The organism is Jeotgalicoccus sp. S0W5 (assembly GCF_011634875.1).
Classification (GTDB): domain Bacteria; phylum Bacillota; class Bacilli; order Staphylococcales; family Salinicoccaceae; genus Jeotgalicoccus; species Jeotgalicoccus marinus.
Genome location: NZ_SIRQ01000002.1, coordinates 124,167 through 148,577, shown reverse-complemented (window position 1 = coordinate 148,577; position 24,411 = coordinate 124,167). Strand labels below are relative to the sequence as shown.

Sequence of the window (24,411 nt, the reverse complement as noted above, 5' to 3'; positions counted from 1 at the left end):
ACTTATTATTAAAATATGCTTGATAAATGTTAACACATTATACAATGTTTAATACCCTAAAAAGGAAAAGAGCAAGCAATTTCTTAATCAATTAATGATTAGAAACTACTTGCTCTTAAAAATTTTAGAAATATAGCTTAATTTAAGATGATATTACGAATTTTTGTTAGATTTTTTACGTCTAGAAAACAGAAGAATTGAGCCTAGTAATGAAAGTACAAGTGCAAATGTTGGAAGCAATGCATTTTGTGATTCACCAGTGTCTGGTAATTTTTCTTGACTAGTCTTAAATGTCATATCCTTATCGATATTAGGCTGACTGGATACTTTTTCTGTTTTAAACTTCTGTACTTCTAGGTTTGAAGCATCAACTTGTTGATTTACATATTCGAATGTAGAGATATTTTTTGAGTTTGAAGAACTTGACTGTTTTGTTTCTACTGTCTGTTCTATTGAATCTATGTGTTCAATTGATTCTGCAGGCTCAGTCGGCTCCTTTGGATCTGTCGGATCTGTTGGCTCCGTTGGTTCGGTCGGATCCGTCGGATCGGTTGGTTCTGAAGGGTCAGTTGGCTCTACAACTTTAGTACCTACTCGAATAATTTTGTTTACAGGGCTAGAAGTTGAACCAGTTTCGGGATAGTTTTCATCAATATAAGACAATGATTCCTCTGGATCTTCACTTATACTATCATCAGTAACAATCTCTTCAGGACTATCATTTATTTCTTCTGTATTTTGAGGTTCTTCGATATTTACTTCTTGCTCACTGACAGTCTGGTCTATAGACGGTGTTTCCCCAGTGGGTACTTCTTCTGTTTCTGTAATTGAATCTGCTTCATTAACTTCTACATTATTTGTTTCTTGTGTAGTCACTGCTTCTTCTACAGAATCTTGACTTTCAATTTCTTCTGTAGGTATAACTGCTTGTTCGGTTTGAGTAGTGGAATTAGATACGGCATCTTCTGTTGTTTCTTGTTCTTGTGGGGTAACATCTTCAGAAGTAAGGGGTGTAGCATTGTTTTCTTCTATAGAGGTAAGTGCTTCATCAGTTTGATTAGTTGAGGTGAGTTCAGTAGTTTCTAAATTCGTATCTTCCGTAGTTTCAAGTGTGTTATTATCAGCAGTCACTTCATCAGCTTGTACAACAAGTGAACCACTTAGAAAGATTAAAGTACCTATGATTAGGGACCCTACACCAGTTTTAAACTTACGGATTGAGTAACGATTCAGTTTCTTATTTTGTTGGTTGTTTTCCATGTTTCATCTCCAGATTCAATGTATAGGAAATTATTGGTTATATATCCTAATGTATCTATTAAGTATTTTTTGAAGAAACTGTCAATTACAATATTTTCTGATTATAAGAAAAGAAGAATTAGAAGGCTTATATGACAAGGGATTTGACTGAATTTATCAACTTTAAGCATTTAAAAACGTAAAGTTGAAGGAGGCTATTTAATCATTTGTTTGAACTGAGGATAGACGAAACATTCTAGTAGAGGACTAAAATATTACTTAGAATTTAGATAAGTAATTGCATTATAAAAATAGTTGTATAACTAAAATAGAGACTACCTCTAAAAAGGTAGCCTCTGTCTTAGTTACGGAAGAAGATCGAACTTACAAACTAGTCTTCCCACCATTTATTTTTCTCTTTGGCATATGTGATAGAAAGCGTTCGTCTCTCTTTTTCTTTCACATTTCTTGATCGTTCTTCAAGCTTAACACGGTCGTTACTTAAAGTTTTAATGAACGATATCATTAGCATTATAAATATGATGATTAAAGGTACACCAGCTACTATAGAAGCTGTTTGTAATAGATTTAATGCATCGTCACCACTAATGAGTAATAGTGAAAATGGTAATAGTGATAAAGCAAATGCCCAGAATAAACGGTTCCAACGATATGGCTCATCTTCTATAGATGTTTGAGTTGCACCAGCGAGAATATATGAACCTGAATCGAATGTTGTTGCTAGATATATAATTGCTGTGATGACAAAGACAGCAATTACTAATTTACTTAAAGGCAATTGGCCTAAGACAGCCATTATCGCACCTGGCCCACCTTCATTACTCAGTACTTCTGTTACAGAAAATGTGCCTGATAATTCTAACCATAAACCGTAGTTACCTAGTATTCCAAAGAATAATACACTTCCTAAGGTACCATAGACGATAGTACCTAAGATCACTTCTTTTAAATTTCTACCTTTGGAAATACGTGCAATGAATAATCCTACGAATGGCGCATATACTAACCACCATGACCAATAAAATACTGTCCATGACTGAGGGAAGTTTTCTTCAGGTATATCTGCACCAACGCCACCAAATGGTTCGAGCCAGGTTGCCATTCTAAAGAAATCAGTAATCATTAATCCGAGGCTAGATAGCGTTGTTTCCATTATGAAAACAGTTGGCCCTAAAATGAATACAAACAATAATAAGCCAAATGTTAACCAGATATTAATATCACTTAAAATCTTAATTCCGTATTTAAGTCCTGAATACGAACTAACTGCAAAAATTAATGTAGCGACTACTAATACACCAATGCGAATTGCCATGGTATCTCCGTCGATATTAAAAATCGAACCGATACCGGCTGCAATCATTGGCGTCCCTAAACCGAGTGTTGTACCAGCTCCGCCGAGTAAACCAAAAATAAATAATACGTCTATTATTTTACCGACCCAATTATCTGCATGCTTACCGAGTATAGGTCGACAAGCGTGACTTATTTTAATTATAGGTACTTTTTTAACATATAAAGAGTAAGCGATTGGCAAGGCTGGTAGTACATATATTGCCCATGCAATAGGACCCCAGTGGAACATACCATATGTAGCAGCATAGTTGACAGCTTCTTCACTTCTTGGTTCTAAGTGAAACGGTGGTGCATCGTAGTAGTATGCCCATTCAATCACACCCCAATATAAAATACTTGAACCAATACCAGCACAGAATAGCATTGCTGCCCAGCTAAGCGTATTAAACTCTGGCTTTTCTGATGCTTCTCCTAAAGTCACATGACCATACTTACCAAATGCGATGTAAAGTACAAAAAGTAAAACTGCAAGACCAATGCCTAGGTACACAGTTCCTAATTGACCAGTCACAATCTCATTTAAAGACAGAATAACCTGTTCACTGACTTCTGGGAAATAGATTAAAGGGATTACTACAGCAAATAAAACAATAACAGCCAATATAAAAGTTCCCCAATCCATTGTTTTAAAATGTTTCATAAAAAACCTCCATTATTTAATCGATTACCTAATTGTAAGTCGTTTTAAGACTAACAAAGTAACTAGCTTTTTCAAATTGACCGAAGAAGATTAGTTTCAATTATAGACATTATAGATTTTATTTTCTTATCAAAATTTCGTGTATTTGAGTGTGAAAGTGGTTAAAATTTTTTAAAATTGTAGTCTTAAGGAGTTCATAAGAGAAGTCTTTACGAGTGTATTTTATGAGTATGATATGTTTTAAAATATGATATTCTACAATTCTGATAAAAGAGTGCCATTATTTAATGACGAGATACTTACTATTTACAAGGCATTATAAAACTCTATTACATTATCTTCTGGATCAAGGATATGGAAGCATCTTATACCCCATATGTCACGATTAGTCGGTTCTGTGATTACATTTGTTTTAGACTTAAGGTCTTCATAAGTTTGGTCAACATCATCTACTTCAACTACGATAACTTGTTTATGGTTTTTATATTCAGTTTCATCGTTGAAGTTCAGGGCTTTTATCATATGTTCTTTTATAAATATGGATAAATAAACTTCTCCCAATTTAAAGTCAGCATAGTTAGAGTTTTCATTACCAAAAACACATTCTAATCTCAAAGTTTCATTATAGAAATTAAACATGCTTCGATAGTGATCAGTTAATAACCTAACATTTGTTATTTTCATGTTAAACCACTTTCCTTCTAGAATTTCTTCTTTTTTAATACCACTCTTTATAACTTGTTAATCTCTATATTTTTAGTTCTGAACCTTTATTTACTTAATAGCAAACAGAATTATTTATACCCCCCTACAGTATATGGTATAATTCACTTAATGAAGTAATTACAAAGAGGTGAAATTTTTGGAACATAATGAAAAACATTACGAACATGGTGACAAAAATCATCACCAACATGACGAACATACACAACACAACCATGATAATCATACTGGTCACACTCATCATCATGGAAATTTTAAGGTGAAATTTTTTGTTTCACTGATTTTTGCGATTCCAATTATTTTATTTTCCCAAATGATGGGAATTGACTTGCCGTTTCAATTTACCTTTCCAGGATCTGATTGGATTGTCTTAGTACTAGCGACAGTTTTATTCTTCTATGGTGGACAACCATTTTTAGCGGGTGCGAAGAGTGAAGTAACTAGTAAGAAACCAGGTATGATGACGCTCGTTGCTCTCGGTATTTCTGTTGCATATTTTTATAGTTTATATGCTTTCTATATGAATCATTTTACTGATGCAACATCTCATACAATGGACTTTTTCTGGGAACTAGCAACACTGATTTTAATAATGTTACTTGGACATTGGATTGAAATGAATGCAGTTGGAAGTGCTGGAGATGCACTTAAAAAAATGGCTGAGCTCTTGCCTAATACTGCAATTAAGGTAGTAGAAAATGATGAACGACAAGAAATAAACATATCAGATATTATGATTGATGATGTTGTTGAAGTTAAGGCAGGAGAAAGTATTCCAACAGATGGTTTGATTGTTAAAGGGCAGACCTCGGTTGATGAGTCTCTAGTAACTGGTGAGTCTAAAAAAGTTCAAAAAGAATTAAATGACAGTGTAATCGGAGGTTCGGTAAACGGCTCTGGTACCATTCAAGTTAAGGTAACAGCGACTGGCGAAGATGGATATTTATCACAAGTTATGGGACTTGTAGATCAAGCCCAAAATGATAAATCTAGTGCGGAACTTCTATCTGACAAGGTAGCAGGCTATTTGTTCTATTTTGCGGTTAGTGCTGGTTTGATTGCTTTTATTATCTGGCTTCTAATCAATAATGATGTCGATTTTGCACTTGAGAGACTTGTTACTGTACTGGTCATCGCTTGTCCACATGCCCTTGGATTAGCAATCCCATTAGTCACGGCGCGCTCTACATCTCTTGGTGCACAAAATGGTTTAATTCTAAAAAATAGAGAGGCTGTGGAAACAGCGGGAGATATTCATTATGTCATGATGGATAAAACCGGTACTTTAACTGAAGGTGTATTCTCAGTAAATTACTATGAAAGTTACGTAGATGAATTAAATGATGAAGATGTATTAAGTAAGTTTGCATCATTAGAAAGTCAGTCTAATCATCCACTAGCAAAAGGGATTGTGGATTTTGCTAAAGAAAAAGACACCTCATATTCTACTCCTCAGGATGTAAATAATATCCCAGGGGTTGGTTTAGAAGGTATGATTGAAGATCAACATTATAAAATAACGAGTGCCTCTTACCTTGATAACAATCAGATTGACTATAATAAATCACAGTTTACAGAGCTGGCACAACAAGGCAACTCAATTAGTTACTTAGTCCAAGATCAACATTTAATCGGCATTATTGCTCAGGGTGATAAAATTAAAGAAAGCTCTAAACAAATGGTTTCTGATTTAAAATCAAGAAATATTACACCGGTTATGCTTACAGGTGATAATAAAGAAGTAGCTGTAGCAGTTGCTAGAGAATTAGATATTAACGACGTTCATTCAGAGTTAATGCCTGAAGATAAAGAACGTATTATCCAAGACTATCAAGCGCGAGGTAGTAAAGTCATGATGGTGGGAGATGGTATAAATGATGCACCAAGCTTAATTAGAGCAGATATCGGCATGGCAATTGGTGCGGGTACTGATGTTGCAGTGGAATCAGGCGATGTGATACTCGTTAAAAGTAACCCATCTGATATTATTCATTTCCTATCTCTTTCTAAAAATACGATGAGAAAGATGGTACAGAACTTATGGTGGGGAGCGGGATATAATATCGTAGCGGTACCACTCGCTGCAGGTATCTTAGCATTTATGGGTCTCATTCTGTCTCCTGCTGTAGGTGCAATTTTGATGTCTCTGAGTACAATTATTGTGGCTATAAATGCATTTACTTTAAAATTAGAATAGATGAAATAAGCCCCACTTAAGTTAAGAAATCCAACTTAAGTGGGGCTTATTATCGGGAGGCTAAAGTTATTGTTCGCTAAAGAATGTGTAGAGTGCAGATAGTTCATCATTACTAACTTGATCTTCACTGAAGGCAGGCATCTGTCCTTGACCATTCCTTACAATTTCTTCGAAATCATCTTGACTTAAGCTCGTTCCTGCAAGTGCTGGACCCATATTACCTGAGAAATCTTCACCATGACAAGATGCACAGTTATCTCTCGCAATGCCTTCAGCGTCAACGTCACCACTCGCTGCACTGCTATCTTCTTCTGTTGAAGCATCTTCTGTACTTTCTTCATCTGCACCGCCACATGCTCCGAGTACAAGCACCATAGACAGACCACCAGCCATCAACAATCTTTTGAAATTCATAAACTGACCCCCTAATATTTTTAAAGATACTATATATTTAATATACCCAACTTTTATAAAAATAGGTCAATTTATGTTTTTAATATAGAATGTTTGACTTTCATTTTAGGTGTAAACACAATGGTTACATGAGGTGGTTGAAATGAAAATTAGCAGTCGTTTCACAGTTGGTGTTCATATACTGACTTTAATTAAGATTGAACGAGAATATACATTGTCTTCAACTCAGATTGCAGAGAGTGTAAACACTAACCCTGTAGTTATTAGAAGATTAATGGGTAAACTAAAAGAAGCGGGTTTAATAGAAGTTTCACGTGGAAATACAGGTGCTAAACTTTTAAAATCATTAGATGAAATCACATTGTTTGATGTGTACAAAGCTATAGAAGTAGTAGAAAGTGGACATCTTTTTCAAATTCATGAAGATACCAACCCTAAATGTACAGTAGGTGCTAATATTCAAATGGTCTTGGAAGTAATTTTAGAAAGTGCTCAAGGAGCAATGGAAGCAGTACTAAAGGATGTAACTTTAGACAATATTGTTAATAAGATTCTAGTGAATAACAGATAAACTTATCCGTCTTTCTATATTGTAACTGTAATTGTTACAGTTACAATTATTGAACGTTATTTAATTCATTCAACCCACTCTACTATCTAAATTTAAAAACTTAGGAGGAAAATTTATGAAAATTGGAATCATCGGTGCAAGTGGAAAAGTAGGTAGTCTAGTATTAGAAGAAGCACTTGAAAGAGGACATGATGTAACTGCAATCGTTAGAAATGCTTCAAAAATAATAAATGACAATGTGGAAGTTGTAGAGAAAGAAATATTTGATATTACTTCAGAAGATTTACAGAACCTAGATGTTGTTGTTAACGCATTTGGTGCCCCACTTGGTGAAGAAGAAGCACACGTTACAGCAGGTCGAGCATTGATTGAAGCACTAAAAGGAACAGATACTAGAGCGATTATCGTTGGAGGTGCAGGTAGTTTATACGTAGACGATGCACAAACAACTAAAGTGATAGATACTCCAGATTTCCCGGAAATTTTTGTTCCAACTGCGAGCGGACAAGGTAGAAACTTAGAAGACTTACAGAATTCAGAAGGTATCACTTGGACATTCTTAAGTCCATCAGTTGATTTTAATGCAGAAGGTCCTAAAACAGGTAAATATGAAACAGGTAAAGATAACCTAATGGTTAACTCTAAAGGAAATAGTTACATTAGTTATGCGGACTATGCTTCTGCACTTGTGGATGAAATTGAAGAACCTAAACATATAAATGAGCGTTTTACATTAGTTGGAGAAGAAGAATAAGAAAAAAGTTAAAAGGCATAACAGAATTAAATCTGTTATGCCTTTTTGTATATAACATCACTAATCAGCCTGCATACCACCATCAACATTGTACATTGAGCCTGTAACAAATGATGCTGCATCAGATCCAAGAAAGTATGCAACTTTTGCTACCTCTTCAGGTGTACCAAAACGGCCAAATGGAATGCCTTGTTTAAGTGCTTCACCTGATTTTTCAGGTTCTCCTGGTGATAAGTTATTTTGAATATCTGCTAGCATATCTGTATCAATAGCAGCAGGTGCAATCGCATTGACTCTTATGTTATGCTCTGCTGCCTCTAATGCTGCAGTTTTAGTTAAACCTGCTACGGCATGTTTGGATGCGATATAGCCTGGCATGCCTGCAGAACCAATGTATGCCGTATTAGAAGCGGTATTAACAATGCTGCCATATCCTTGGTTCTCCATTTGTGGAATCACATGTTTTAAGCCGAGAAAAACACCAGTAGTGTTAATTGACATAATCGTATCAAACTCGCTCTTATCTAATTCTTTAATCGGCTTAAGTGGACCATTAATTCCTGCATTATTATAGAAAATATCGATACGATCAAACTTTTCAATTGTTCGTGCGACATATTTTTTTACGCTGTCTTCATCTGTGACATCACCAACTATAAGTTCGATATTGTCACCACCGAGGTTATTCTTAGCCGCATTCAATGCTTCTTTTTTTAAATCTACTAGGACGACTGTATTACCGTTGTCTAAGTGTTCTTTCGCAATAGCTTGACCAATTCCGCCGGCGCCACCTGTAATGAGCACAATCTTATCTGTCATTATTGCAATTCTCCTTTTTCATTTAGTAATTCAAGTATAGAAATAATTAGAAAGAATAATCAAAATATTAGCTTATTATTTTGGGTATAATAAATTGAAGTGTTCTAAGATACTCATTTTAAGGAGGACGATTATGAAGTATATCGCTCTGTTAAGAGGTGTCATGCCGACAGGTAAGAATAAGGTAATGATGGCAGATTTAAATGAAGTTGTTTCTAAAGCGGGTTACGATAACGTAACAACCTACATTCAAAGTGGCAATATCATTTTTGATTCTGATAAATCAGAAGAAGAAATTAGCAGTGATATTCATGAGACGATTAAGAATGATCTCGGGCCGGAATTACCTGTTATTGTGAAAACTGTTGATCAGCTTCAAATGATTGCAGATCACAATCCCTATAAAGAAGAAAAATATAGAAATAGCGTTTTTTATATCGCTACAAGTATGTCTCAAATAGATACTGAGAAACAAGGAGAAATACAGGCTCTGTCTAAGGAGGGAGAATATATCACTTTTACTGAAGAGGCGATATATTATTATTTGTCTAACGGTATGAATAATGCCAAGATTAATAACAATTTCTTAGAAAAGAAATTGGGAATTACACTAACTACACGGAATCAAAACACGATTGAGAAAATTATTGGAAGGGTAAAGACTAACTAATCAATGATGTAAAGTTGTAGATTAGAAATCTTACAGGAGTGATACTGTATGTTGGCATATGTATGGGCAGAGGATCAAAACAGACTTATTGGCAGTGGTGACAAGTTACCATGGAGATTACCTAATGACGTAAAGTTCTTTAAAGATATCACCATGCGTGGTGATGTTGTAACGGGGCGTAAAACGTATGAAACAATACCAAATAGACCTTTAAAAGATCGGAGAAATATTGTCCTCACCTCGGATGAAAACTATGTGGCTGAAGGTGCGATTATCGTTCATTCTAAGGAAGAGATATTAGAAATTGATAAACAGGAAGCACGTGATTTGTATATCATTGGTGGCGCTAAATTGTTCGAACTATTTGAAGATGAGGTGGATGAACTCTTCAGAACAGTGATACACGATACTTTTGAAGGTGATGTATATTTTCCAGAGTCATTTGATTACTCTAAATTCGAATTGGTTTGGAAAGAAGAAGGCATAGTAGATGAAAGAAACAAACATGAACATACCTTTGAGCAATGGCGTAGGAAAAAATGAAAAGTAATCCGTATGTTCTTTAAATAGTTAACATACGGATTTTATTTATTGATATATTAATTATCTTCACGTGCATTTCGCCAATAGCGATAAGACACCCAAGTTGATATCAGTACTAATACCCAAGCCCCTACTAATATGATGCCATTGAATAATGATTGGTTGGCAGCGAAGGCACCGAGGGCAACCAAGGAGATTTGTCCTGGTATAGATGCAACAAAAGTTGCTGCTACAAATGCATACTGATTAACCCCAAGTGCACCTGCCCCATAGTTAACAGGCCAGTATGGTAGGCCTGGCATCAATCTTGCCGTACACATCGCTAAGAAGCCTGCGTTACTCAAGTATTTTTTAACAGTTGTCCCATACCGACCCAAGAGTTTAAACGTGAGATCTTGTCCTGTAAGTCGGGCTAACCAGTAGCCAAGCCATGATCCAATCATCACACCTGTGAAGGAGAATAAACTACCTGCAATGACACCGTATAATGAGCCTGCAACAAGCGCTGGTATTGTTACGGGAATTGGTGTGATCGCAATGAGTGCTGTTATCCCTATAAAGACTAACCAACCAGCCCATCCATATCCTTGAATCATATCTCTTAATACGGCAGGTTCAGGCACATTGACATTAAAACTCAACCAAATTAATAGGCCGATTACACCTACTGTTGCTAATAAAGAGATGGTAGATCTTAAAGAAAACCCATCTGATTGTTCTTCTGGATTCATGAAATTTTCCTCCTTTCACAGGTATAAAGTAGTAATTATTATTAAGAATCTATTTTTATCTAACATTATATACTTCTGAAGTGACATTATAGTCACAGTTATTGTAAAGCATGTCGACATAAGTTACGATACATCTTGTTAAAAATTAAGAAACGAGATGAAAAAATAAATACTTTAAACAAGAGGATTGATGCTTTAGATTATTTACGTGGATTTGCCTTGTTAGGTATTATCCTAGTCAATGTTGGCGCAATCATCAGTGTACAGAGCCCGCAGACTGAACTTGATATTCTATATAGAAAACTTTTAGATTTTTTTGTAGAAAGTAAGTTCTTTACCATCTTTTCGACATTTTTTGGTATAGGCTTTTATATTTTTATAAATAATGCAAAAAAGAAGTCTCAAAATATTTACATGTTGTACTTAAGAAGAATCGTTGTCCTTGCAGTATTTGGTCTATTACACATGCAACTTCAGCCGGGTGAAGCGTTGCTTAGCTATGCGATTTTCGGATTAATATTACTCCTGTTCTCATTTTTGAAAAAGGAATTGAATGTAATCCTTGGCCTGATACTGTTAGTTGCTTGCCTGTACTTTGACGTGAAAATTCTGGCTGCACTTGCTTACTTTATACTAGGTTATGCATTTGCACAATATGGTTTAATCTATACATTTACAAAAGCGAAAAGAAAATGGCCGATTGTTGGTATCCTTTCTGGTTTAGCTAGTGTGGCAGCAGTCCTAATTATGCAATCATACTACGTTTTACCTCATATTGACTTAGTTGAACAAACAAGTCGAACATTTGAAGAGTACCCAGATCAAGTGAACTCATATAATCATATCGTATTTATGCTATCACCAGTGCTGACAATCTTTTATGCAACATTAGTGATCAGCTTATTAAACACTAATCTCGGAATGAAATTACTTTCGCCCCTAAAATATTACGGACGAATGGCATTAACAAACTACATCGGTCAAACAGTTCTAATTTGGCTAGCAGGTACAATATTTTTTGATGGACCAACTCGCCTTATTTACACACTATTCCTTTGCATAGGCATATATGTCATCCAGTTAATCTTTACCTACTACTGGTCGAAAGTCTTTAAGTATGGGCCTTTAGAGTACATTTGGAGATGCCTAACTTACTTGAAAATTATGCCGATAAAATAAGAAAGAGCAGTCAAAGACTGCTCTTTCTTTATTTGTCATCGGGTGTGACGGACTGATACAGGACTGCTGTATCAGTCAGCATCCGTCCCTAATTTATTATTATTGTGCTGTAAAGCCACCGTCGACAGTTAGGGTGTTCGCTGTCATAAATGATGAATCGTCTGATGCTAAGAATAAAGCAGCTTTAGCCATCTCTTCTGATGTACCTAATCGTCCGATAGGTGTGACATCTGATAGTGATTGCTTCATTTCTTCATGAATAATTGGTGTATCAATGAAGCCTGGGCATAAGGCGTTTACTCTAATATTTTCAGAGGCATACTCAACACCGAGAGAACGCGTTAAATTAATTACGCCACCTTTTGCAGCATTGTAAGCAGCACTACCGGCTGCACCAATCCAACCATACATAGAAGCTGTATTGATAATATTTCCGCTACCTTGTTTTCTGAATAAGTCGATTGCAAATTTCGAGAATAAGAATACTGCATCTAGGTCAACATTAACTGTCTTTCTATACTCATCATAAGATACTTCGTGTGTTGGTTTAGTTGCACCTATTCCAGCGTTGTTAAATAATATATCTACTCGACCAAATTTTTCAATTGTCGTATCAAATACCTTCTTAGCATCTGCTTCACTCGTTACGTCCGCTTGTACGAAAACTGTATCTCAACCGATTTCTTTTGCAACTGTTTGTCCTTTATTTTCATCAAGATCTACGAGCACGAGTTTAGCGCCTTCGTGGTTAAATAACTCTACAGTCTTAATATGTGATTTTATTCATATTATACAAAATATTTTCTAGAATACTAAGATTGCCCACTTTATATTCTGGGTACATGAAAGTATACACCGAAGGGAGTTTTTATTCATGGAAATTAAGAATGTACAATTAGAAGCAATCCCTGATTTCGAGCATCAGCTTGGACTAGAAGACGTAAAATATTTAACACTATGTACTGAAGAAGGTATCTTTGCCCACTTAAAAGGGGTAGCGACAGAAAATGAAGATGAAATTGAAGTATCTTTTGGTTTTATAAATGAATTCAACGAAAGTATTGCTAAACAATTATATGAGAAGTTTATAGAACAAAATATTTCCGAGGAAATAGTGTTTGATCCAGCTAGTGAAGCTGAAGAAGCATTTGTTGAATCATTATAAAAATAAGCCGTACGTTGTAAGTCAACGTACGGTTTTTGCGTTATTATACACTTTTTTCCTGAATATTGTTATCAGGTATCAACAATACTTCCACATCATTTTCGAGTTCAGTTTTCTGATGTGGTGTTTTTACCCATACGCCCTGACGATGCCATGTAAACAAGCTAAGCATTTGAACTAATAAATCTGTATAGATATACCACTGCATTGCTAAAGTTACTTTTATAAAATTATGCTTACCAATTCGTTTAAATACACTATAGACAGGTAAAATTACAAAACTATACAGTATGAGTAATATATTAAAGCCATAAATGTAGAAAAAGTAATGATTCAGAATTTCAAAAGTCATTGTCAGATTCTGAGTAAACGATAGGTATTGTAGACCTTCCATAAATAAAGAGGTCACATCTAAAAACATTAATAAAATGAACATTAGAATAATATGAAATGCTTTACCCATACTCATTAAGAATACAATTTTATCCAAGTATTTTATGTTCAAAGTAGTAATGAATTTAATCGTTAATGGAATTACATTTTTAAAAGCAACATACCAATGACCTTTAATCCAGCGGTGTCTTTGTATCATGCTAATTTTAGCAGATTCTGGTTTTTCATCGTAAATACTTGTGTAGTCATTCCAGAGAATTCTACCACCCTCCTTAACAATTTGAATCTCCATTTCTAAATCCTCAGTTAGAGACTCAAACTTAAAACCACCATTGTTAATCAACCAATCAGTACGAATGAAAAACCCTGTACCACCAATTGAATTTGGTAATCCGAGACGATACTTTGCAGCTTGCGAAAATCGATTGTTCGTCCAGAAGATAATGCTGTATGCTAGACTGACCCATTCATTGTAATTCTTTGTATCTAAATAGGTTTGAATCGCTTCTGGTTTGTCTTTGGCAATATACTGTGAATTGACTTCTTTTAGAATGTGAGGATCAACAAAATTATCAGCGTCTAAAACCATAACTAAATTATATTTATCTTTGACATCATTAAAACCAAGCTCCTCTAGAGCATATTGTATGCCGGCAGGCTTACCCACACCAACTCGCTTAAATCTCTGTTGAATTGTATCTACAACCATTACCCCGTGATTTCTCGCGATTTCAGTCGTTCTATCTGTAGAGTTATCACTCACTACACAAATATCGAAAAGAGAAGAATCGTAGTTTATCGCCTTTAAATTATTTAAGGTTTGTGAAATTACTGTTTCTTCATTGTGAGCGGCAACAAGAATAAGAAAACGAGTTTCATCATCAATAATCTCATAATCTTTCTTTAAATTTTTATAACCAAATAGAGATATCACTGAGCTATATAAATAAGTGACCATAAAGTAAAATGATAAAATCGTTGCGCAAAAAAATAAAATTGACGTAGTTATATATAAATAATTTTCCATTGTTTCCCTTTCTTTGATATATAAGTTTTTGTCAGCCTATATAATTATACTCAATTGGACAAGGGAAAATTCAGCCTTTAGACTGATTTTTGAGGTTCTAGAAGAAGTAAAACTATTTAGAATTAGAAGTTAATTGCGTTAATTTACCACATAGGATAGTTAGGAGTCTATAACTAACGATTATAAGCAACAAAAAACACCCCGCTCTCACGAGGTGCTCTGAATTAAGCTAGATACATAGCTCTAAATTTATCACTTGGCATCTTGCATTTATCATCTTTAAAAACTCGGTGACGATTTTTCGCAATCCATCTATAAAGCTTATCTCTTAAATTTTTCGGAACGATATGGGCAATGCTCACAATTTTGAATAATGGATGAAGTGCTGTCGTAAGTTGAATAACGGCATCGGAATAGTAGTACAATTGGTTATTATCTATAAATATTAGGCTGTCGACATTAGGATTTAAGTCCACATTCTCTATAGTCCACTGGCTATTGAAATCCGTAATATACAAGTCTTTATCGTTATTGATAAAAACAACGAACTGGATTAACCGACTGCACATGTTGCAGTCACCATCATAGATTAAGATTTTCATATAACCACCTTAAAGGTTCAAAATTCTCTTTACTTCATTCTAACAAATTAGTTCTAGACAGCAGACTAACTTGTTTTTACCTTACTTATAAAAGTCTTCTTGTAGGCGTTTCATTATCATGAATTTCGCCACATCTCCACCATCGGCGGCAGCATTGATTAATTGTCTTGCAAAGTTAGCTTTAGTCTCCCCACTGACAAATAGCCCAGAAACGGAAGTTTCACCAAATTGATCTGTTATGATTTGCCCTTTTTTCATCACGGTCTACATCTAGATTCTTAAGGAATTCATAATCTGTATCCCATTTCATGGAAGCAATCATGCCACCAATTTCTTCGCTTGTATTGTCTTCAAAGATTAAGCTTTCGACTTGATTATCTTGACCAGTCATCTCTGTAATCACAGCGTCTTTATAGGCATAACCTTTTGAGTCAAACAGCGCTTTAAGTTCTTCGGTCAACACATCATTTCCATTGGTACAGATTAATAGATCATCACTCCAATTAGATAGAAGCATGACAATATGGTCAATTGACATTTCATCCACCATTATAGCGATACGGCGATGTTTCATTTCATAGCCATCACACCATGGGCAGTAGAATACTGATTTACCATAAAACTGTTCGAAGTTTTTAATGTCCGGGTAAAATTCTCTTATTCCAGTTGCCAGAAGCACTTGTTTACTTTCGTAGCTTGTTTTTTCTGTCGTCACTTTAAAAACTCCATCTTCTTTGACGATATTCACTACTCGATCTTCAACTGTTTCAATATCTTCGTATTTTACTAAATCTGCTTTGGCACTTTGTCTAAACTCATCTGGTGATACACCATCTTGTGTTAAGTAGCCATGTGATTCTGTCGTTACCTTGTTTCTAGGTTAGTTATTGTCTATGACTAAGGCTGCTGTCAAACCTCGTCCAAAATTTAATGCTGCACTTAAACCTGCGGGGCCACCGCCAACTATAATTACATCGTACATATTATTCCACCTTTATATATATTATAGAGTCTTTATATCCATTATAACTCGATTAAAAAAACGAACTGAAGAATCAAATCGTTTTTTTAAACTAAAGAAGCGATGCTTTTACTTTTTAATGATTGAATCATATCATTTTCAACACTCATCATTAAACGATGAATCTTACATTCATCACCATGATTAAAGCTGTCCTCTAAAAGAGAGGGGTGTCCATCAATTGCATGGATAATATCGTAGACTGAAATATCCTGCCAATCCTCTGGTAGAGAATAGCCACCTTTAGCCCCACTACTCGCTATGATATATCTTTGTTTAACTAATCGAGCGAGTATTTTTGAAAGGTATGTTGTCGATACTTTCAGTTTCTTAGATAGGTCTGCAACTGGGAATTTTTCATTCTTATCTTGTTGGCTAGCTAAAAAAGCCATAACATGTAATGCATAATCTGTTCCTCTAGAAAACTTCAAAGCCTTACACTCCTTTCTGGATATTATGAGTCTATAATAACGGTATAAGTTTAATGATGCAAGGAAAAGATTTAATATTGTTCATATTGAGTTCATATACGACCAGTACTATGTAGGTATTACTAAAAAAGAAAAAGGAGCATTTTTTTGAAAAGTCCAGTTAAAATTCTCTTGGTTGCAGCAGGCTTATTCGGCTTAATTGGTTCAGTCATGGGTGCACATATGGCGGGTTCTGGTTCATATGCACTTCGACCAATTCACGCCCATATTCTCGTTGTAGGTTGGTTAAGTCTATTTTCTTGGTCAGTCTTTTACCAGGTATTTAATGTGAAATACAATGGTCTTGCAAAATTCCACGTTTGGACTGCAATTATTGGAACGACAGGTCTAGTATTAGGTATGTTTGTTAACAATGTTGCTTCTCTCGGCTTACCAGAAGTCCTTTCATTGATTCTCTATATTGGTGGCGGCGTTACATTGTTACTCAGCTTTATTACATTTTTTGTACAGACACTCTTATATCAGTCTAAATAATAAAATACCGCCATCAGGCGGTATTTTTTATATAGCTCTATAACGTCTAAACGAAATATAACGGTTAATGACATACTGGACTAGTGTTGCAAACATTGTCGCGAATATTTTTACTAATATCGCATTCCATCCTAGGGTCTGATGGAAGAGAAAGACGAGTAGAGAGACAATAACAAAGCCTATGATCCCAGCACTTAAGAAAGAGATATAGCGTTTGAAAAATTTGCTGGAAGCCTTGAAATTAAAATAGTAGTTGATTAGGAAATTTGTCGTGACCCCGACAAACGTACTAATCAGATTTACAAGCTGAACATGAATATCTGTAAAAGTATACAGGATGTAAAACAGCCCTAAATCCAGCACACCTCCAACACATGCAATTAAAATATATTTAAAAAATTCTACTCTCTTCATCAACGACACCTACCTATATTTCGTTGAAGTATAGCATAATGAAGGCCAATTTTCTAAGGGATTGAAGTTATAAGTGGAATACTTGTCGTTATGATAGGATTACAATGTATATTAAAATGGTATCTATTAAAGGAATTGAAGGGATGAAGTATGGTGCGAGTTGTTGTAACGGGCATGGGTGCCGTAACCCCGATTGGTAATAACGTAAAGGATATGTGGCAAAGTATTAAAGATAATAGGCATGGTATTGGACGTGCGACAAAAGTGAATCCAGAAGATTACAAAACGACACTTGCTGCAGAAGTTAAAAACTTTGATCCAGAGCATGTGATCAGCAGAAAAGACGCGAAAAGAATGGATTTATTTGCGCAATATGCTGTGGTAGCGGCTAATGAAGCGTTTGATATGAGTGGTTTTACAGTTACTGAAGAGAATGCTTACGATGTAGGTGTCATCGTTGGTACCGGATCAGGGGGTTATCTCGCTATGGAGGATAATGTGAGAAAACTACACGATAGAGGTCCGAACAAAGTAGAGGCACTCTTTCATATCAAAACACCAGTCAATATGGCAGCTGCAAGTATTGCCATGCATCTCGGAATAAAAGGAGACTCAATGGCAGTATCATCAGCATGTGCGAGTGGTACTCACTCTATCGGTGAGGCATTTCATAAAATCAAATCTGAACAACTGACCGCTTGTCTTGCAGGCGGTGCGGAAGCTACGTTAAATGATTCTTCTTATAGTGGTTTCTCAGTCTTAAAAGCGATGTCGACAGAGTCGGATCCAGACCGAGCATCTCGCCCATTTGACAAAGAACGTGACGGTTTTGTTCCTGGTGAAGGTGCGGGGATTTTAATGTTGGAATCTCTAGAATTAGCCGAGGCGCGTGGCGCTAAAATCTATGCTGAGATTGTTGGTTATGGTGCGACAACGGATGCATACCATGTAACAGCACCTCGACCAGACGGGCATGCTACTGGTACAGCAATGAAAAAAGCAATCAAGATGGCAAATATCTCAGCTGCTGATATTTTATATATTAACGCCCATGGTACGAGCACACCAGCCAATGATTTAAGTGAAACGAAAGCTATAAAGTTTGCGCTTGGAGAAGCAGCTTATAATGTAGCTATATCTAGTACAAAGAGCTACGTGGGGCATATGTACGGTGCTTCTGGTGGTGCTGAAGCGGTAGTGACAGTTCAATCATTGATGCATGATTTTATACACCCTACACTAAACTTAAGGAGCCATGACCCAGAATGTGATTTGGATTATGTACCATTAACTGGTCGTACTCAAACGATTCAATATGCACTCTCAAATTCCATGGGTTTTGGTGGACATAATGGTTCTCTATTGTTCAAAAATTGGAATGATTAGAAAGAGATATTTTCTAGGAGGAATTGCGAATGAAGATAGCAGTACTTTGCGATAGCTCAGCTTATTTACCTCAGTCGCTTCGAGAGCGAGAAGATGTGTTCCAAGTTGAATTTACCTTAGCGCTCCCAAATGGTGAGGTAATTACAGAATCAACTGATGAAGTCCATTTAAATGCATTCTTTAAAACATGGATGCAGGATACAAAAAATCAACCTAAGACCTCTCAACCATCGGTTCAAGACTATCATAGAGCATTTAGACAAATTATCGGAAAAGGTTATACCACTGTCATTGGAATATTTTTAAGTTCTAAAGTAAGCGGGACTTTTCAAACTGCCGAGGCAATTAGTGAAGAATATAGAAATCAGTTAACGATTCATAACATTGACTCTCTAGGGCTGTCAGTTAATATGGAACAGTTAATTATTCAACTCACAAAAATGATTGATGAGGATAAGCCATATGACACGATTAAAGAAGCGCTCACATGGTTAATGACCTCGAGTTGTTTTTTTGCTGGACTTGAGAAAAGTGATCACTTTATAAAAGGCGGACGAGGAAAGTCTTTAAAACCTGTTGCAGAGAAATCCCTAAAAACCTTCCCAGTATTAGAATATGTACAGGATGATACACCTTTGTTAAGAGAAACATATCGGACTACAAAACAACGAAATAAGGGATTGGCTGAACTTGCTTTAGCTTACAGTAAAGAGTTTCCTAATCACCAAATACAAATCAGTATTGGACATACACTTTCAGAGCACAAGGCACTCAAATTAAAAGCAGCAATTCAGTCAGTATTACCTGAACAAGTCATTCAAACTAGACTGATTGGTACAGCCTTTTGTTCTCACCTCGGTCAAGGTGCCCTATCACTCGGTTTCATGCCAGTTTTTAAAGAGGTGGACTAGATGATAAGGATTGCAGTTGATACAGTAGGCGGAGATTTTGGAGTCAATACAACAGTCTATGGTGCTTGCCTAGCTATGGAAGAACAAAAAGACCTCAGCTGTCTATTTTTTGGTTCACCTCGTGAAATCAAGGCAGCTCTCCCTGAATTTTCGGACATGAACCGTATAAAAATTATCGAGTCGAATAATGAGATTACAGATGATGATCATGCATTAAAAGCAGTCAGAAGAAAGCAGAACTCTGCTTTAGTTCGTGGTATAAAGGCCGTCAGTGAAGGACAGGCAGATAGCTTTATATCTGCAGGATCTAGCGGTGCAATCTATCTTGCCAGTATGTTTTATATTGGAACTATTGAAGGTATAGAACGTCCGGCAGCAGTCTCTATATTACCAACGGTCTCTAAAGAATCACCATACTATCTTTTGATTGATGCTGGTGCGAACATTGCGAGTAAACCGAAGTATTTAAGTGATTATGGTCAATTTGGTAGTGCGATTGCTAAACAATTACTTGACGTGACAGAACCAAGAGTGGGACTTTTAAATATTGGTACCGAACCATCTAAGGGTGATGATTTTAGGAAGGCCGCCTATGCTAATCTAGAAAATGAGCAGACTATCAATTTCATAGGAAATGTAGAACCGACAGATATTTTAAAAGGTACGAATGATATCGTACTGACAGACGGCTTTACTGGTAACATTCTGCTGAAATCCGTAGAAGGCACTAGCCAAATATTATTGAATGATTTATTGGCAGTTATAACTACAGAAGAATCGTTGGATAAGAAGACATTAGCCGTGGTCGAACGTGCTATTCAACAGAGGGTTAATAGATTCACTAATGAAGATATCGGTGGTGGTTTTATCTTGGGAATTAAGGCGCCAATTGTAATCACACACGGCTCAGCTGATGAGAAAATGTTTAAAAACAGTGTATTAACTGCAGCACGTTTAGCAGTGAACAATGCGTTTAAAGATTATTGATGGTACTATGGAACTAACCAAACAATGTGGGGAGGCTGTATTCTTGGATAATGAAGAGAAAAAGGACCCTCAGAATGAACATGAGAGCGGCTTGAACATGCAGTGGTTTGCGATAGGAATTGCTTTTGGGCCTGTGATTGGGATGTTTATAGGTATATTTATTGATAATCTTGCCTTAGGAGTTGCCTTGGGTATTCCCGCTGGTATCTTATTAGGCGTTATTTTGGGAGCGATTGACCCCAAAGGTGAAAAAAATAAGAATAATAGTAAATGAATAATGATATGCTCCCCCTTAAGTAGACACTTAAAAAAGTGAAAACTTAAGGGGGAGCTTTTTTTGAAATCAAATATAGTGCACACAACTAGTGAATTATTATATTACATTAATTTTTTCTTACTTGTCTTGTTTGTAATCCATCTAATGAGTAAGGCTAAGGTAATAAATAGACCTATATAACCAAACAGTGGATAGACAGTGTTTACTAAGTCAGCAAAGCCTACAAAGCTAAATAGATAGCCTAATATTAGTAAAATGAATAGTAAGAGTCTATATGGTTTACTATTTGGAGCAGTAAAGCGATTTAGTAGTGGATATAACATACCCACACAGCTGTTAAAAATGACGGCAACCATTACGGTAGCCATTGTATACATTAATACGGGATGGATTTGTTCTGCCATGAGTAGAGTCGGTAATTCAACCGTATTTGCTTCTTGGATGTTACTTAAAATACCTGCCACCATTATTAATAGTAATACTGAGAAGATAACTCCGCCGTATAAAGCACCACGTCGAGCAATTTTATGTCTGTCTGCTTCTGCACCGACGATAGTTAAGAATGAAAAACTGTTACCGATAATTAAACCACCATATGTGATAGCGTCCCACCACCAAGATCTTGTAGGTGTGGTAGAAATATCAGTGTGTTGGTTTACCTCACTGAATGGTACGCTCGGATTTAAAATATTATAACCTGCAATAACTAATACTGTTATTACGAGTAAAGGCGTGACTGCGCCTAATATAGAAAGTATGCTGTCGAATTTAACTTGTAGTACGACAAATAAGAGTAACACAATAATAAGTGATCCGAGCCAGGTTGGTACACCAAAGCCATCATAAAAGGCTGCTCCACCACCTGCAATCATTATTATAGTTGTTCCGTAAAGTAAGAAAATGAGTAGGTAATCAATGATTCGACCTACTATAGGACCAAACATTGCATTTAAAGATATGTCATAAGATTCCGCTTCGAGTCGATAACCGACTTTTGCAACTTGTCTTGTTGCAAAGATAACAATGAGTCCGGAAATTATAGCTCCAACAAGGCTGAACTTTCCATAATTCACAAAAAACTGTAGGATTTCTTGTCCAGTTGTAAAACCTGCACCTACGATAAAACTGAGATAAGCAAAAGCAATTCTGATAGAGTCTTTATTAGCAGTGCTGATAATATTCCTCCTCTAGAGTTTTGAGTCAACAATAAATTGTGTTAACATACTTTAGTTATAAATAAATGCTAATAAGCCAAATATTTTTATTTTGGTGGATATCAAGCCATTTTATTATGCTATAATTTGATACTAAACGTGGTTATGTACCCATGAACATGGAGGTGTGGATATGGATGACAGAACTATACTGGACTATTTAATAGAGAATAAGAGTAAAATGACAAAGAAACATCAGGCTATTTGTGATTATTTATTAGAAAATCATTCAGAAATTAGTATGATGTCAGTAAAAGAACTTGCACAAGAAGTGGGTGTTGGAACAACTACAGTCTTACGTTTTACTCAAGATTTAGGATATAGTTCGTTTTTTGATTTAAAGAAGCAGTTCTTTGAAATTCACAAAACCTATGCATCCAAGTGGAGTCGTATTCAATCGTCATTTGATGTGGATCAAGACGAAAACTCTGATAAGTTGATTGAAGATATTTGGAGTGAAAATATTAGTGTATTAAAGCGTACTTTAACACCACAACTTTTAGACAGCGTACATGTGGCTGTAGATCTATTAGTTGAAAGTAAGCATATTCATCTTGCTTGATCAAGACCTTATAAAGCAATGGCGATGTATATGGAAGCTTTACTAACAGAATTTGAACCTAGAGTACATCAATTGTCTATGGATATAGATAATATTTTAGACCGATTAATATTACTTAATCATGAGGATGTTATTGTAGTTATTGCCTTCTCTCCATATTCCAATCGCATGATAGATGTTGCGGAGATTGCCCATAAGAACGGTATTCCAGTGATTCTTATTACAGATGAATTATCAAATCCGATCAGTCAGTATGCCAAAATTATAATGAAGGTAGATACGAGTATCAAACACTTCACTGTAATTTCTTTAGTGACATTAATTGAAGCAATCGTTGTTGAATACGGTAGTAGGCTCGCACCCCAATCAGGTGATAATGTAGAGACATTAGCTGATTTATTAAAAGAAAAGTCTTACTTGACCGGTGTAGATTTAAATTTAAACTCTAAAAAATTTAAGGGGTAAAACTTTATGAAAGCACACATCGCCCTCAAAGAAATTGAGGACTGGGTAAAAGACAAACTCATACATGAGACAACTGGCCATGATTGGTATCACATTGAAAGAGTGACGAATCTGAGTAAAGAATTACTGAAGTCTGAAGATGCAGATACCTTTACTGTAATCGCTGCGTCCCTTCTTCACGATATTCCTGATGAAAAATTAGAGGATGACGTTGAGACCTCAATGAAAAATATAAAAGATTTTTTACTAAGTCTTGATATTGAGGAAACAGTTATCGATAAAATTCTAACAATCATTAGCACAATATCATTTAAAGGTGGTCATGGTGATAAGCTGACATCTATGGAGGCATGCATTGTTCAGGATGCCGATAGACTGGATGCTATTGGGGCAATCGGCATTGCGAGAACCTTCCAGTACGGCGGTGCGAAGAGGCAAGCTATGTATGACCCAGAGGTAGAAGTCAGAAACGATATGAGTGCAAAAGAGTATAGAAAAGGAAACTCTACATCTATCAATCACTTCTATGAAAAACTGTTACTATTAAAGAATAAACTGAACACTGAACGAGCTAAAGAAATTGCACAAGAGAGAGAAGACTTCATGAAATTGTTTCTGGATCATTTCTTTAAAGAATGGAATGGTGAGTTTTAAAGAGGGGTGTAAACTATGGAAACAGTATATCTAGCTGGTGGTTGTTTATGGGGTGTACAAGCCTTTGTAAAAACACTTCCGGGTGTTATACATACAGAAGCAGGACGCGCGAATGGTTCTACAAACACATTAGAAGGTGATTATGATGGTTATGTAGAATGCGTGAAAACGGAATTTGACCCTGATGTCACCTCCGTATCAGATTTAATGAATTTTCTTTTTGAAATTATTGATCCGTTTAGTATTAATAAGCAAGGCGTCGATGAAGGTCCTAAGTACAGAACTGGTTTTTATAGTGAAGACATTGAACACTTAAAGGAAGCTAAAACTTTTATAGAGGTTCGCCATGACCGAGAAGAAATTGCGGTAGAAGTTGCTCCGTTATTAAATTATGTAAAAAGCAGTGAAGAACATCAGGATAGATTAGATCATTACCCTAACGATTACTGTCATATTCCACAGATACTATTAGAAAAGTATAAATGATGTGAAAATAGACGTAACGGCACTT

Annotated in this window: 30 protein-coding genes and 1 pseudogene; 16 read left to right on the top strand and 15 right to left on the bottom strand. The window is 35.8% G+C overall.

The window, feature by feature from the left end:
- Positions 1-153: 153 nt before the first annotated feature.
- The 3 genes from EYB29_RS01555 to EYB29_RS01545 form a co-directional block, all read right to left on the bottom strand.
- Positions 154-1,260, bottom strand: coding sequence for a YSIRK-type signal peptide-containing protein (locus EYB29_RS01555; protein WP_166626370.1), 1,107 nt, complete (start codon positions 1,258-1,260; stop codon positions 154-156).
- Positions 1,261-1,630: 370 nt separating this feature from the next.
- On the bottom strand, positions 1,631-3,256 hold the full coding sequence (locus EYB29_RS01550) for a BCCT family transporter (protein ID WP_166626369.1): 1,626 nt from the start codon (positions 3,254-3,256) through the stop codon (positions 1,631-1,633).
- A 306-nt stretch (positions 3,257-3,562) separates the two neighbouring features.
- A complete protein-coding gene (locus EYB29_RS01545; RefSeq protein ID WP_166626368.1) occupies positions 3,563-3,940 on the bottom strand; it encodes a VOC family protein in 378 nt (125 codons plus the stop codon).
- A gap of 178 nt (positions 3,941-4,118) precedes the next feature.
- Between EYB29_RS01545 and EYB29_RS01540 the strand changes: the two genes are divergently transcribed.
- Positions 4,119-6,176 (top strand): heavy metal translocating P-type ATPase, encoded by a 2,058-nt coding sequence (locus tag EYB29_RS01540; RefSeq protein WP_166626367.1) that lies wholly within the window; start codon positions 4,119-4,121, stop codon positions 6,174-6,176.
- A 66-nt stretch (positions 6,177-6,242) separates the two neighbouring features.
- On the opposite strand, the gene EYB29_RS01535 is transcribed toward EYB29_RS01540, so the two are convergent.
- Positions 6,243-6,590 carry a c-type cytochrome gene (locus EYB29_RS01535; protein WP_166626366.1) on the bottom strand — a complete coding sequence of 116 codons (348 nt, stop codon included), beginning with the start codon at positions 6,588-6,590 and terminating at the stop codon, positions 6,243-6,245.
- Between the two features lie 142 nt (positions 6,591-6,732).
- Between EYB29_RS01535 and EYB29_RS01530 the strand changes: the two genes are divergently transcribed.
- A complete protein-coding gene (locus EYB29_RS01530) occupies positions 6,733-7,161 on the top strand; it encodes an Rrf2 family transcriptional regulator (RefSeq protein WP_166626365.1) in 429 nt (142 codons plus the stop codon).
- Between the two features lie 115 nt (positions 7,162-7,276).
- Complete coding sequence (locus EYB29_RS01525; protein WP_166626364.1) at positions 7,277-7,915, top strand: NAD(P)-dependent oxidoreductase; 639 nt, start codon at positions 7,277-7,279, stop codon at positions 7,913-7,915.
- A gap of 60 nt (positions 7,916-7,975) precedes the next feature.
- On the opposite strand, the gene EYB29_RS01520 is transcribed toward EYB29_RS01525, so the two are convergent.
- Positions 7,976-8,734 (bottom strand): SDR family NAD(P)-dependent oxidoreductase, encoded by a 759-nt coding sequence (locus tag EYB29_RS01520; RefSeq protein ID WP_166626363.1) that lies wholly within the window; start codon positions 8,732-8,734, stop codon positions 7,976-7,978.
- A 133-nt stretch (positions 8,735-8,867) separates the two neighbouring features.
- Between EYB29_RS01520 and EYB29_RS01515 the strand changes: the two genes are divergently transcribed.
- Both EYB29_RS01515 and EYB29_RS01510 read left to right on the top strand, forming a co-directional pair.
- Positions 8,868-9,404: a DUF1697 domain-containing protein gene (locus EYB29_RS01515; RefSeq protein ID WP_166626362.1), complete on the top strand. Its 537-nt coding sequence runs from the start codon at positions 8,868-8,870 to the stop codon at positions 9,402-9,404.
- Positions 9,405-9,452: 48 nt separating this feature from the next.
- Entirely contained in the window at positions 9,453-9,947 is a 495-nt protein-coding gene (locus EYB29_RS01510) for a dihydrofolate reductase (protein ID WP_026865972.1), read from the top strand.
- 56 nt (positions 9,948-10,003) lie between these two features.
- Here the strand turns inward: EYB29_RS01510 and EYB29_RS01505 are convergent, their stop codons facing one another.
- The gene (locus EYB29_RS01505; protein ID WP_166626361.1) at positions 10,004-10,678 is read right to left on the bottom strand and encodes a TVP38/TMEM64 family protein; all 675 of its coding nucleotides are present in this window, start codon (positions 10,676-10,678) and stop codon (positions 10,004-10,006) included.
- Between the two features lie 135 nt (positions 10,679-10,813).
- Here EYB29_RS01505 and EYB29_RS01500 point away from each other — a divergent pair, with 135 nt between their 5' ends.
- A complete protein-coding gene (locus EYB29_RS01500; RefSeq protein WP_240921811.1) occupies positions 10,814-11,857 on the top strand; it encodes a DUF418 domain-containing protein in 1,044 nt (347 codons plus the stop codon).
- Positions 11,858-11,956: 99 nt separating this feature from the next.
- Here EYB29_RS01500 and EYB29_RS01495 read toward each other — a convergent pair.
- Positions 11,957-12,640: pseudogene (locus EYB29_RS01495) on the bottom strand (SDR family NAD(P)-dependent oxidoreductase).
- Between the two features lie 91 nt (positions 12,641-12,731).
- Between EYB29_RS01495 and EYB29_RS01490 the strand changes: the two are divergent.
- The gene (locus EYB29_RS01490) at positions 12,732-13,022 is read left to right on the top strand and encodes a hypothetical protein (protein WP_026865969.1); all 291 of its coding nucleotides are present in this window, start codon (positions 12,732-12,734) and stop codon (positions 13,020-13,022) included.
- 43 nt (positions 13,023-13,065) lie between these two features.
- On the opposite strand, the gene EYB29_RS01485 is transcribed toward EYB29_RS01490, so the two are convergent.
- From EYB29_RS01485 to EYB29_RS01470, 6 genes are all read right to left on the bottom strand, one after another.
- Positions 13,066-14,373: a glycosyltransferase family 2 protein gene (locus tag EYB29_RS01485; protein WP_166626360.1), complete on the bottom strand. Its 1,308-nt coding sequence runs from the start codon at positions 14,371-14,373 to the stop codon at positions 13,066-13,068.
- Between the two features lie 293 nt (positions 14,374-14,666).
- A complete protein-coding gene (locus tag EYB29_RS01480) occupies positions 14,667-15,044 on the bottom strand; it encodes a thiol-disulfide oxidoreductase DCC family protein (RefSeq protein WP_166626359.1) in 378 nt (125 codons plus the stop codon).
- Positions 15,045-15,125: 81 nt separating this feature from the next.
- Positions 15,126-15,302, bottom strand: coding sequence for a hypothetical protein (locus tag EYB29_RS11555; protein WP_240921810.1), 177 nt, complete (start codon positions 15,300-15,302; stop codon positions 15,126-15,128).
- Positions 15,265-15,759 carry an NAD(P)/FAD-dependent oxidoreductase gene (locus tag EYB29_RS11550; RefSeq protein WP_240921809.1) on the bottom strand — a complete coding sequence of 165 codons (495 nt, stop codon included), beginning with the start codon at positions 15,757-15,759 and terminating at the stop codon, positions 15,265-15,267. The genes EYB29_RS11555 and EYB29_RS11550 overlap by 38 nt, the downstream gene beginning before the upstream one ends.
- Before the next feature lie 165 nt (positions 15,760-15,924).
- On the bottom strand, positions 15,925-16,026 hold the full coding sequence (locus EYB29_RS11545; RefSeq protein WP_240921808.1) for an FAD-binding protein: 102 nt from the start codon (positions 16,024-16,026) through the stop codon (positions 15,925-15,927).
- Between the two features lie 86 nt (positions 16,027-16,112).
- Positions 16,113-16,496, bottom strand: coding sequence for an RrF2 family transcriptional regulator (locus EYB29_RS01470; protein WP_166626358.1), 384 nt, complete (start codon positions 16,494-16,496; stop codon positions 16,113-16,115).
- Positions 16,497-16,643: 147 nt separating this feature from the next.
- On the opposite strand from EYB29_RS01470, the gene EYB29_RS01465 reads away from it, so the two are divergent.
- The gene (locus EYB29_RS01465) at positions 16,644-17,030 is read left to right on the top strand and encodes a hypothetical protein (protein ID WP_166626357.1); all 387 of its coding nucleotides are present in this window, start codon (positions 16,644-16,646) and stop codon (positions 17,028-17,030) included.
- Between the two features lie 27 nt (positions 17,031-17,057).
- Here the strand turns inward: EYB29_RS01465 and EYB29_RS11685 are convergent, their stop codons facing one another.
- On the bottom strand, positions 17,058-17,444 hold the full coding sequence (locus EYB29_RS11685) for a GtrA family protein (RefSeq protein ID WP_026865965.1): 387 nt from the start codon (positions 17,442-17,444) through the stop codon (positions 17,058-17,060).
- Between the two features lie 150 nt (positions 17,445-17,594).
- Here EYB29_RS11685 and fabF point away from each other — a divergent pair, with 150 nt between their 5' ends.
- From fabF to EYB29_RS01440, 4 genes are read left to right on the top strand one after another with little or no spacing between them, the layout of a single operon-like run.
- Positions 17,595-18,830: a beta-ketoacyl-ACP synthase II gene (fabF, locus tag EYB29_RS01455; RefSeq protein ID WP_166626356.1), complete on the top strand. Its 1,236-nt coding sequence runs from the start codon at positions 17,595-17,597 to the stop codon at positions 18,828-18,830.
- Positions 18,831-18,859: 29 nt separating this feature from the next.
- On the top strand, positions 18,860-19,741 hold the full coding sequence (locus tag EYB29_RS01450) for a DegV family protein (protein ID WP_166626355.1): 882 nt from the start codon (positions 18,860-18,862) through the stop codon (positions 19,739-19,741).
- A complete protein-coding gene (gene plsX / locus EYB29_RS01445) occupies positions 19,742-20,728 on the top strand; it encodes a phosphate acyltransferase PlsX (protein WP_166626354.1) in 987 nt (328 codons plus the stop codon).
- A gap of 43 nt (positions 20,729-20,771) precedes the next feature.
- Positions 20,772-21,002: a glycine zipper domain-containing protein gene (locus tag EYB29_RS01440; RefSeq protein WP_166626280.1), complete on the top strand. Its 231-nt coding sequence runs from the start codon at positions 20,772-20,774 to the stop codon at positions 21,000-21,002.
- Between the two features lie 104 nt (positions 21,003-21,106).
- On the opposite strand, the gene EYB29_RS01435 is transcribed toward EYB29_RS01440, so the two are convergent.
- Entirely contained in the window at positions 21,107-22,078 is a 972-nt protein-coding gene (locus EYB29_RS01435; RefSeq protein WP_371807491.1) for a YkvI family membrane protein, read from the bottom strand.
- A gap of 274 nt (positions 22,079-22,352) precedes the next feature.
- Between EYB29_RS01435 and EYB29_RS01430 the strand changes: the two genes are divergently transcribed.
- The 4 genes from EYB29_RS01430 to EYB29_RS01415 are packed head-to-tail and all read left to right on the top strand — an operon-like array spanning position 22,353 to position 24,386.
- Positions 22,353-22,781 (top strand): MurR/RpiR family transcriptional regulator, encoded by a 429-nt coding sequence (locus tag EYB29_RS01430; RefSeq protein ID WP_166626353.1) that lies wholly within the window; start codon positions 22,353-22,355, stop codon positions 22,779-22,781.
- A gap of 18 nt (positions 22,782-22,799) precedes the next feature.
- Complete coding sequence (locus tag EYB29_RS01425; RefSeq protein ID WP_166626352.1) at positions 22,800-23,246, top strand: MurR/RpiR family transcriptional regulator; 447 nt, start codon at positions 22,800-22,802, stop codon at positions 23,244-23,246.
- 6 nt (positions 23,247-23,252) lie between these two features.
- A complete protein-coding gene (locus EYB29_RS01420) occupies positions 23,253-23,900 on the top strand; it encodes an HD domain-containing protein (protein ID WP_166626351.1) in 648 nt (215 codons plus the stop codon).
- 15 nt (positions 23,901-23,915) lie between these two features.
- On the top strand, positions 23,916-24,386 hold the full coding sequence (locus EYB29_RS01415; RefSeq protein WP_166626350.1) for a peptide-methionine (S)-S-oxide reductase: 471 nt from the start codon (positions 23,916-23,918) through the stop codon (positions 24,384-24,386).
- Positions 24,387-24,411 lie beyond the last annotated feature (25 nt).

Coding starts and splice junctions, on each gene's coding strand:
- EYB29_RS11685 (WP_026865965.1), bottom strand. CDS start 17,444: ATGAAGAGAGTAGAATTTTTTAAATATATTTTAATTGCATGTGTTGGA.
- EYB29_RS01515 (WP_166626362.1), top strand. CDS start 8,868: ATGAAGTATATCGCTCTGTTAAGAGGTGTCATGCCGACAGGTAAGAAT.
- EYB29_RS01480 (WP_166626359.1), bottom strand. CDS start 15,044: ATGAAAATCTTAATCTATGATGGTGACTGCAACATGTGCAGTCGGTTA.
- EYB29_RS01530 (WP_166626365.1), top strand. CDS start 6,733: ATGAAAATTAGCAGTCGTTTCACAGTTGGTGTTCATATACTGACTTTA.
- EYB29_RS01535 (WP_166626366.1), bottom strand. CDS start 6,590: ATGAATTTCAAAAGATTGTTGATGGCTGGTGGTCTGTCTATGGTGCTT.
- EYB29_RS01485 (WP_166626360.1), bottom strand. CDS start 14,373: ATGGTCACTTATTTATATAGCTCAGTGATATCTCTATTTGGTTATAAA.
- EYB29_RS01490 (WP_026865969.1), top strand. CDS start 12,732: ATGGAAATTAAGAATGTACAATTAGAAGCAATCCCTGATTTCGAGCAT.
- EYB29_RS01425 (WP_166626352.1), top strand. CDS start 22,800: ATGGCGATGTATATGGAAGCTTTACTAACAGAATTTGAACCTAGAGTA.
- EYB29_RS01545 (WP_166626368.1), bottom strand. CDS start 3,940: ATGAAAATAACAAATGTTAGGTTATTAACTGATCACTATCGAAGCATG.
- EYB29_RS11555 (WP_240921810.1), bottom strand. CDS start 15,302: ATGAAAAAAGGGCAAATCATAACAGATCAATTTGGTGAAACTTCCGTT.
- EYB29_RS01555 (WP_166626370.1), bottom strand. CDS start 1,260: ATGGAAAACAACCAACAAAATAAGAAACTGAATCGTTACTCAATCCGT.
- EYB29_RS01510 (WP_026865972.1), top strand. CDS start 9,453: ATGTTGGCATATGTATGGGCAGAGGATCAAAACAGACTTATTGGCAGT.
- plsX (WP_166626354.1), top strand. CDS start 19,742: ATGATAAGGATTGCAGTTGATACAGTAGGCGGAGATTTTGGAGTCAAT.
- fabF (WP_166626356.1), top strand. CDS start 17,595: ATGGTGCGAGTTGTTGTAACGGGCATGGGTGCCGTAACCCCGATTGGT.
- EYB29_RS01550 (WP_166626369.1), bottom strand. CDS start 3,256: ATGAAACATTTTAAAACAATGGATTGGGGAACTTTTATATTGGCTGTT.
- EYB29_RS01525 (WP_166626364.1), top strand. CDS start 7,277: ATGAAAATTGGAATCATCGGTGCAAGTGGAAAAGTAGGTAGTCTAGTA.
- EYB29_RS01420 (WP_166626351.1), top strand. CDS start 23,253: ATGAAAGCACACATCGCCCTCAAAGAAATTGAGGACTGGGTAAAAGAC.
- EYB29_RS01505 (WP_166626361.1), bottom strand. CDS start 10,678: ATGAATCCAGAAGAACAATCAGATGGGTTTTCTTTAAGATCTACCATC.
- EYB29_RS01520 (WP_166626363.1), bottom strand. CDS start 8,734: ATGACAGATAAGATTGTGCTCATTACAGGTGGCGCCGGCGGAATTGGT.
- EYB29_RS01430 (WP_166626353.1), top strand. CDS start 22,353: ATGGATGACAGAACTATACTGGACTATTTAATAGAGAATAAGAGTAAA.
- EYB29_RS11545 (WP_240921808.1), bottom strand. CDS start 16,026: ATGTACGATGTAATTATAGTTGGCGGTGGCCCCGCAGGTTTAAGTGCA.
- EYB29_RS01450 (WP_166626355.1), top strand. CDS start 18,860: ATGAAGATAGCAGTACTTTGCGATAGCTCAGCTTATTTACCTCAGTCG.
- EYB29_RS01415 (WP_166626350.1), top strand. CDS start 23,916: ATGGAAACAGTATATCTAGCTGGTGGTTGTTTATGGGGTGTACAAGCC.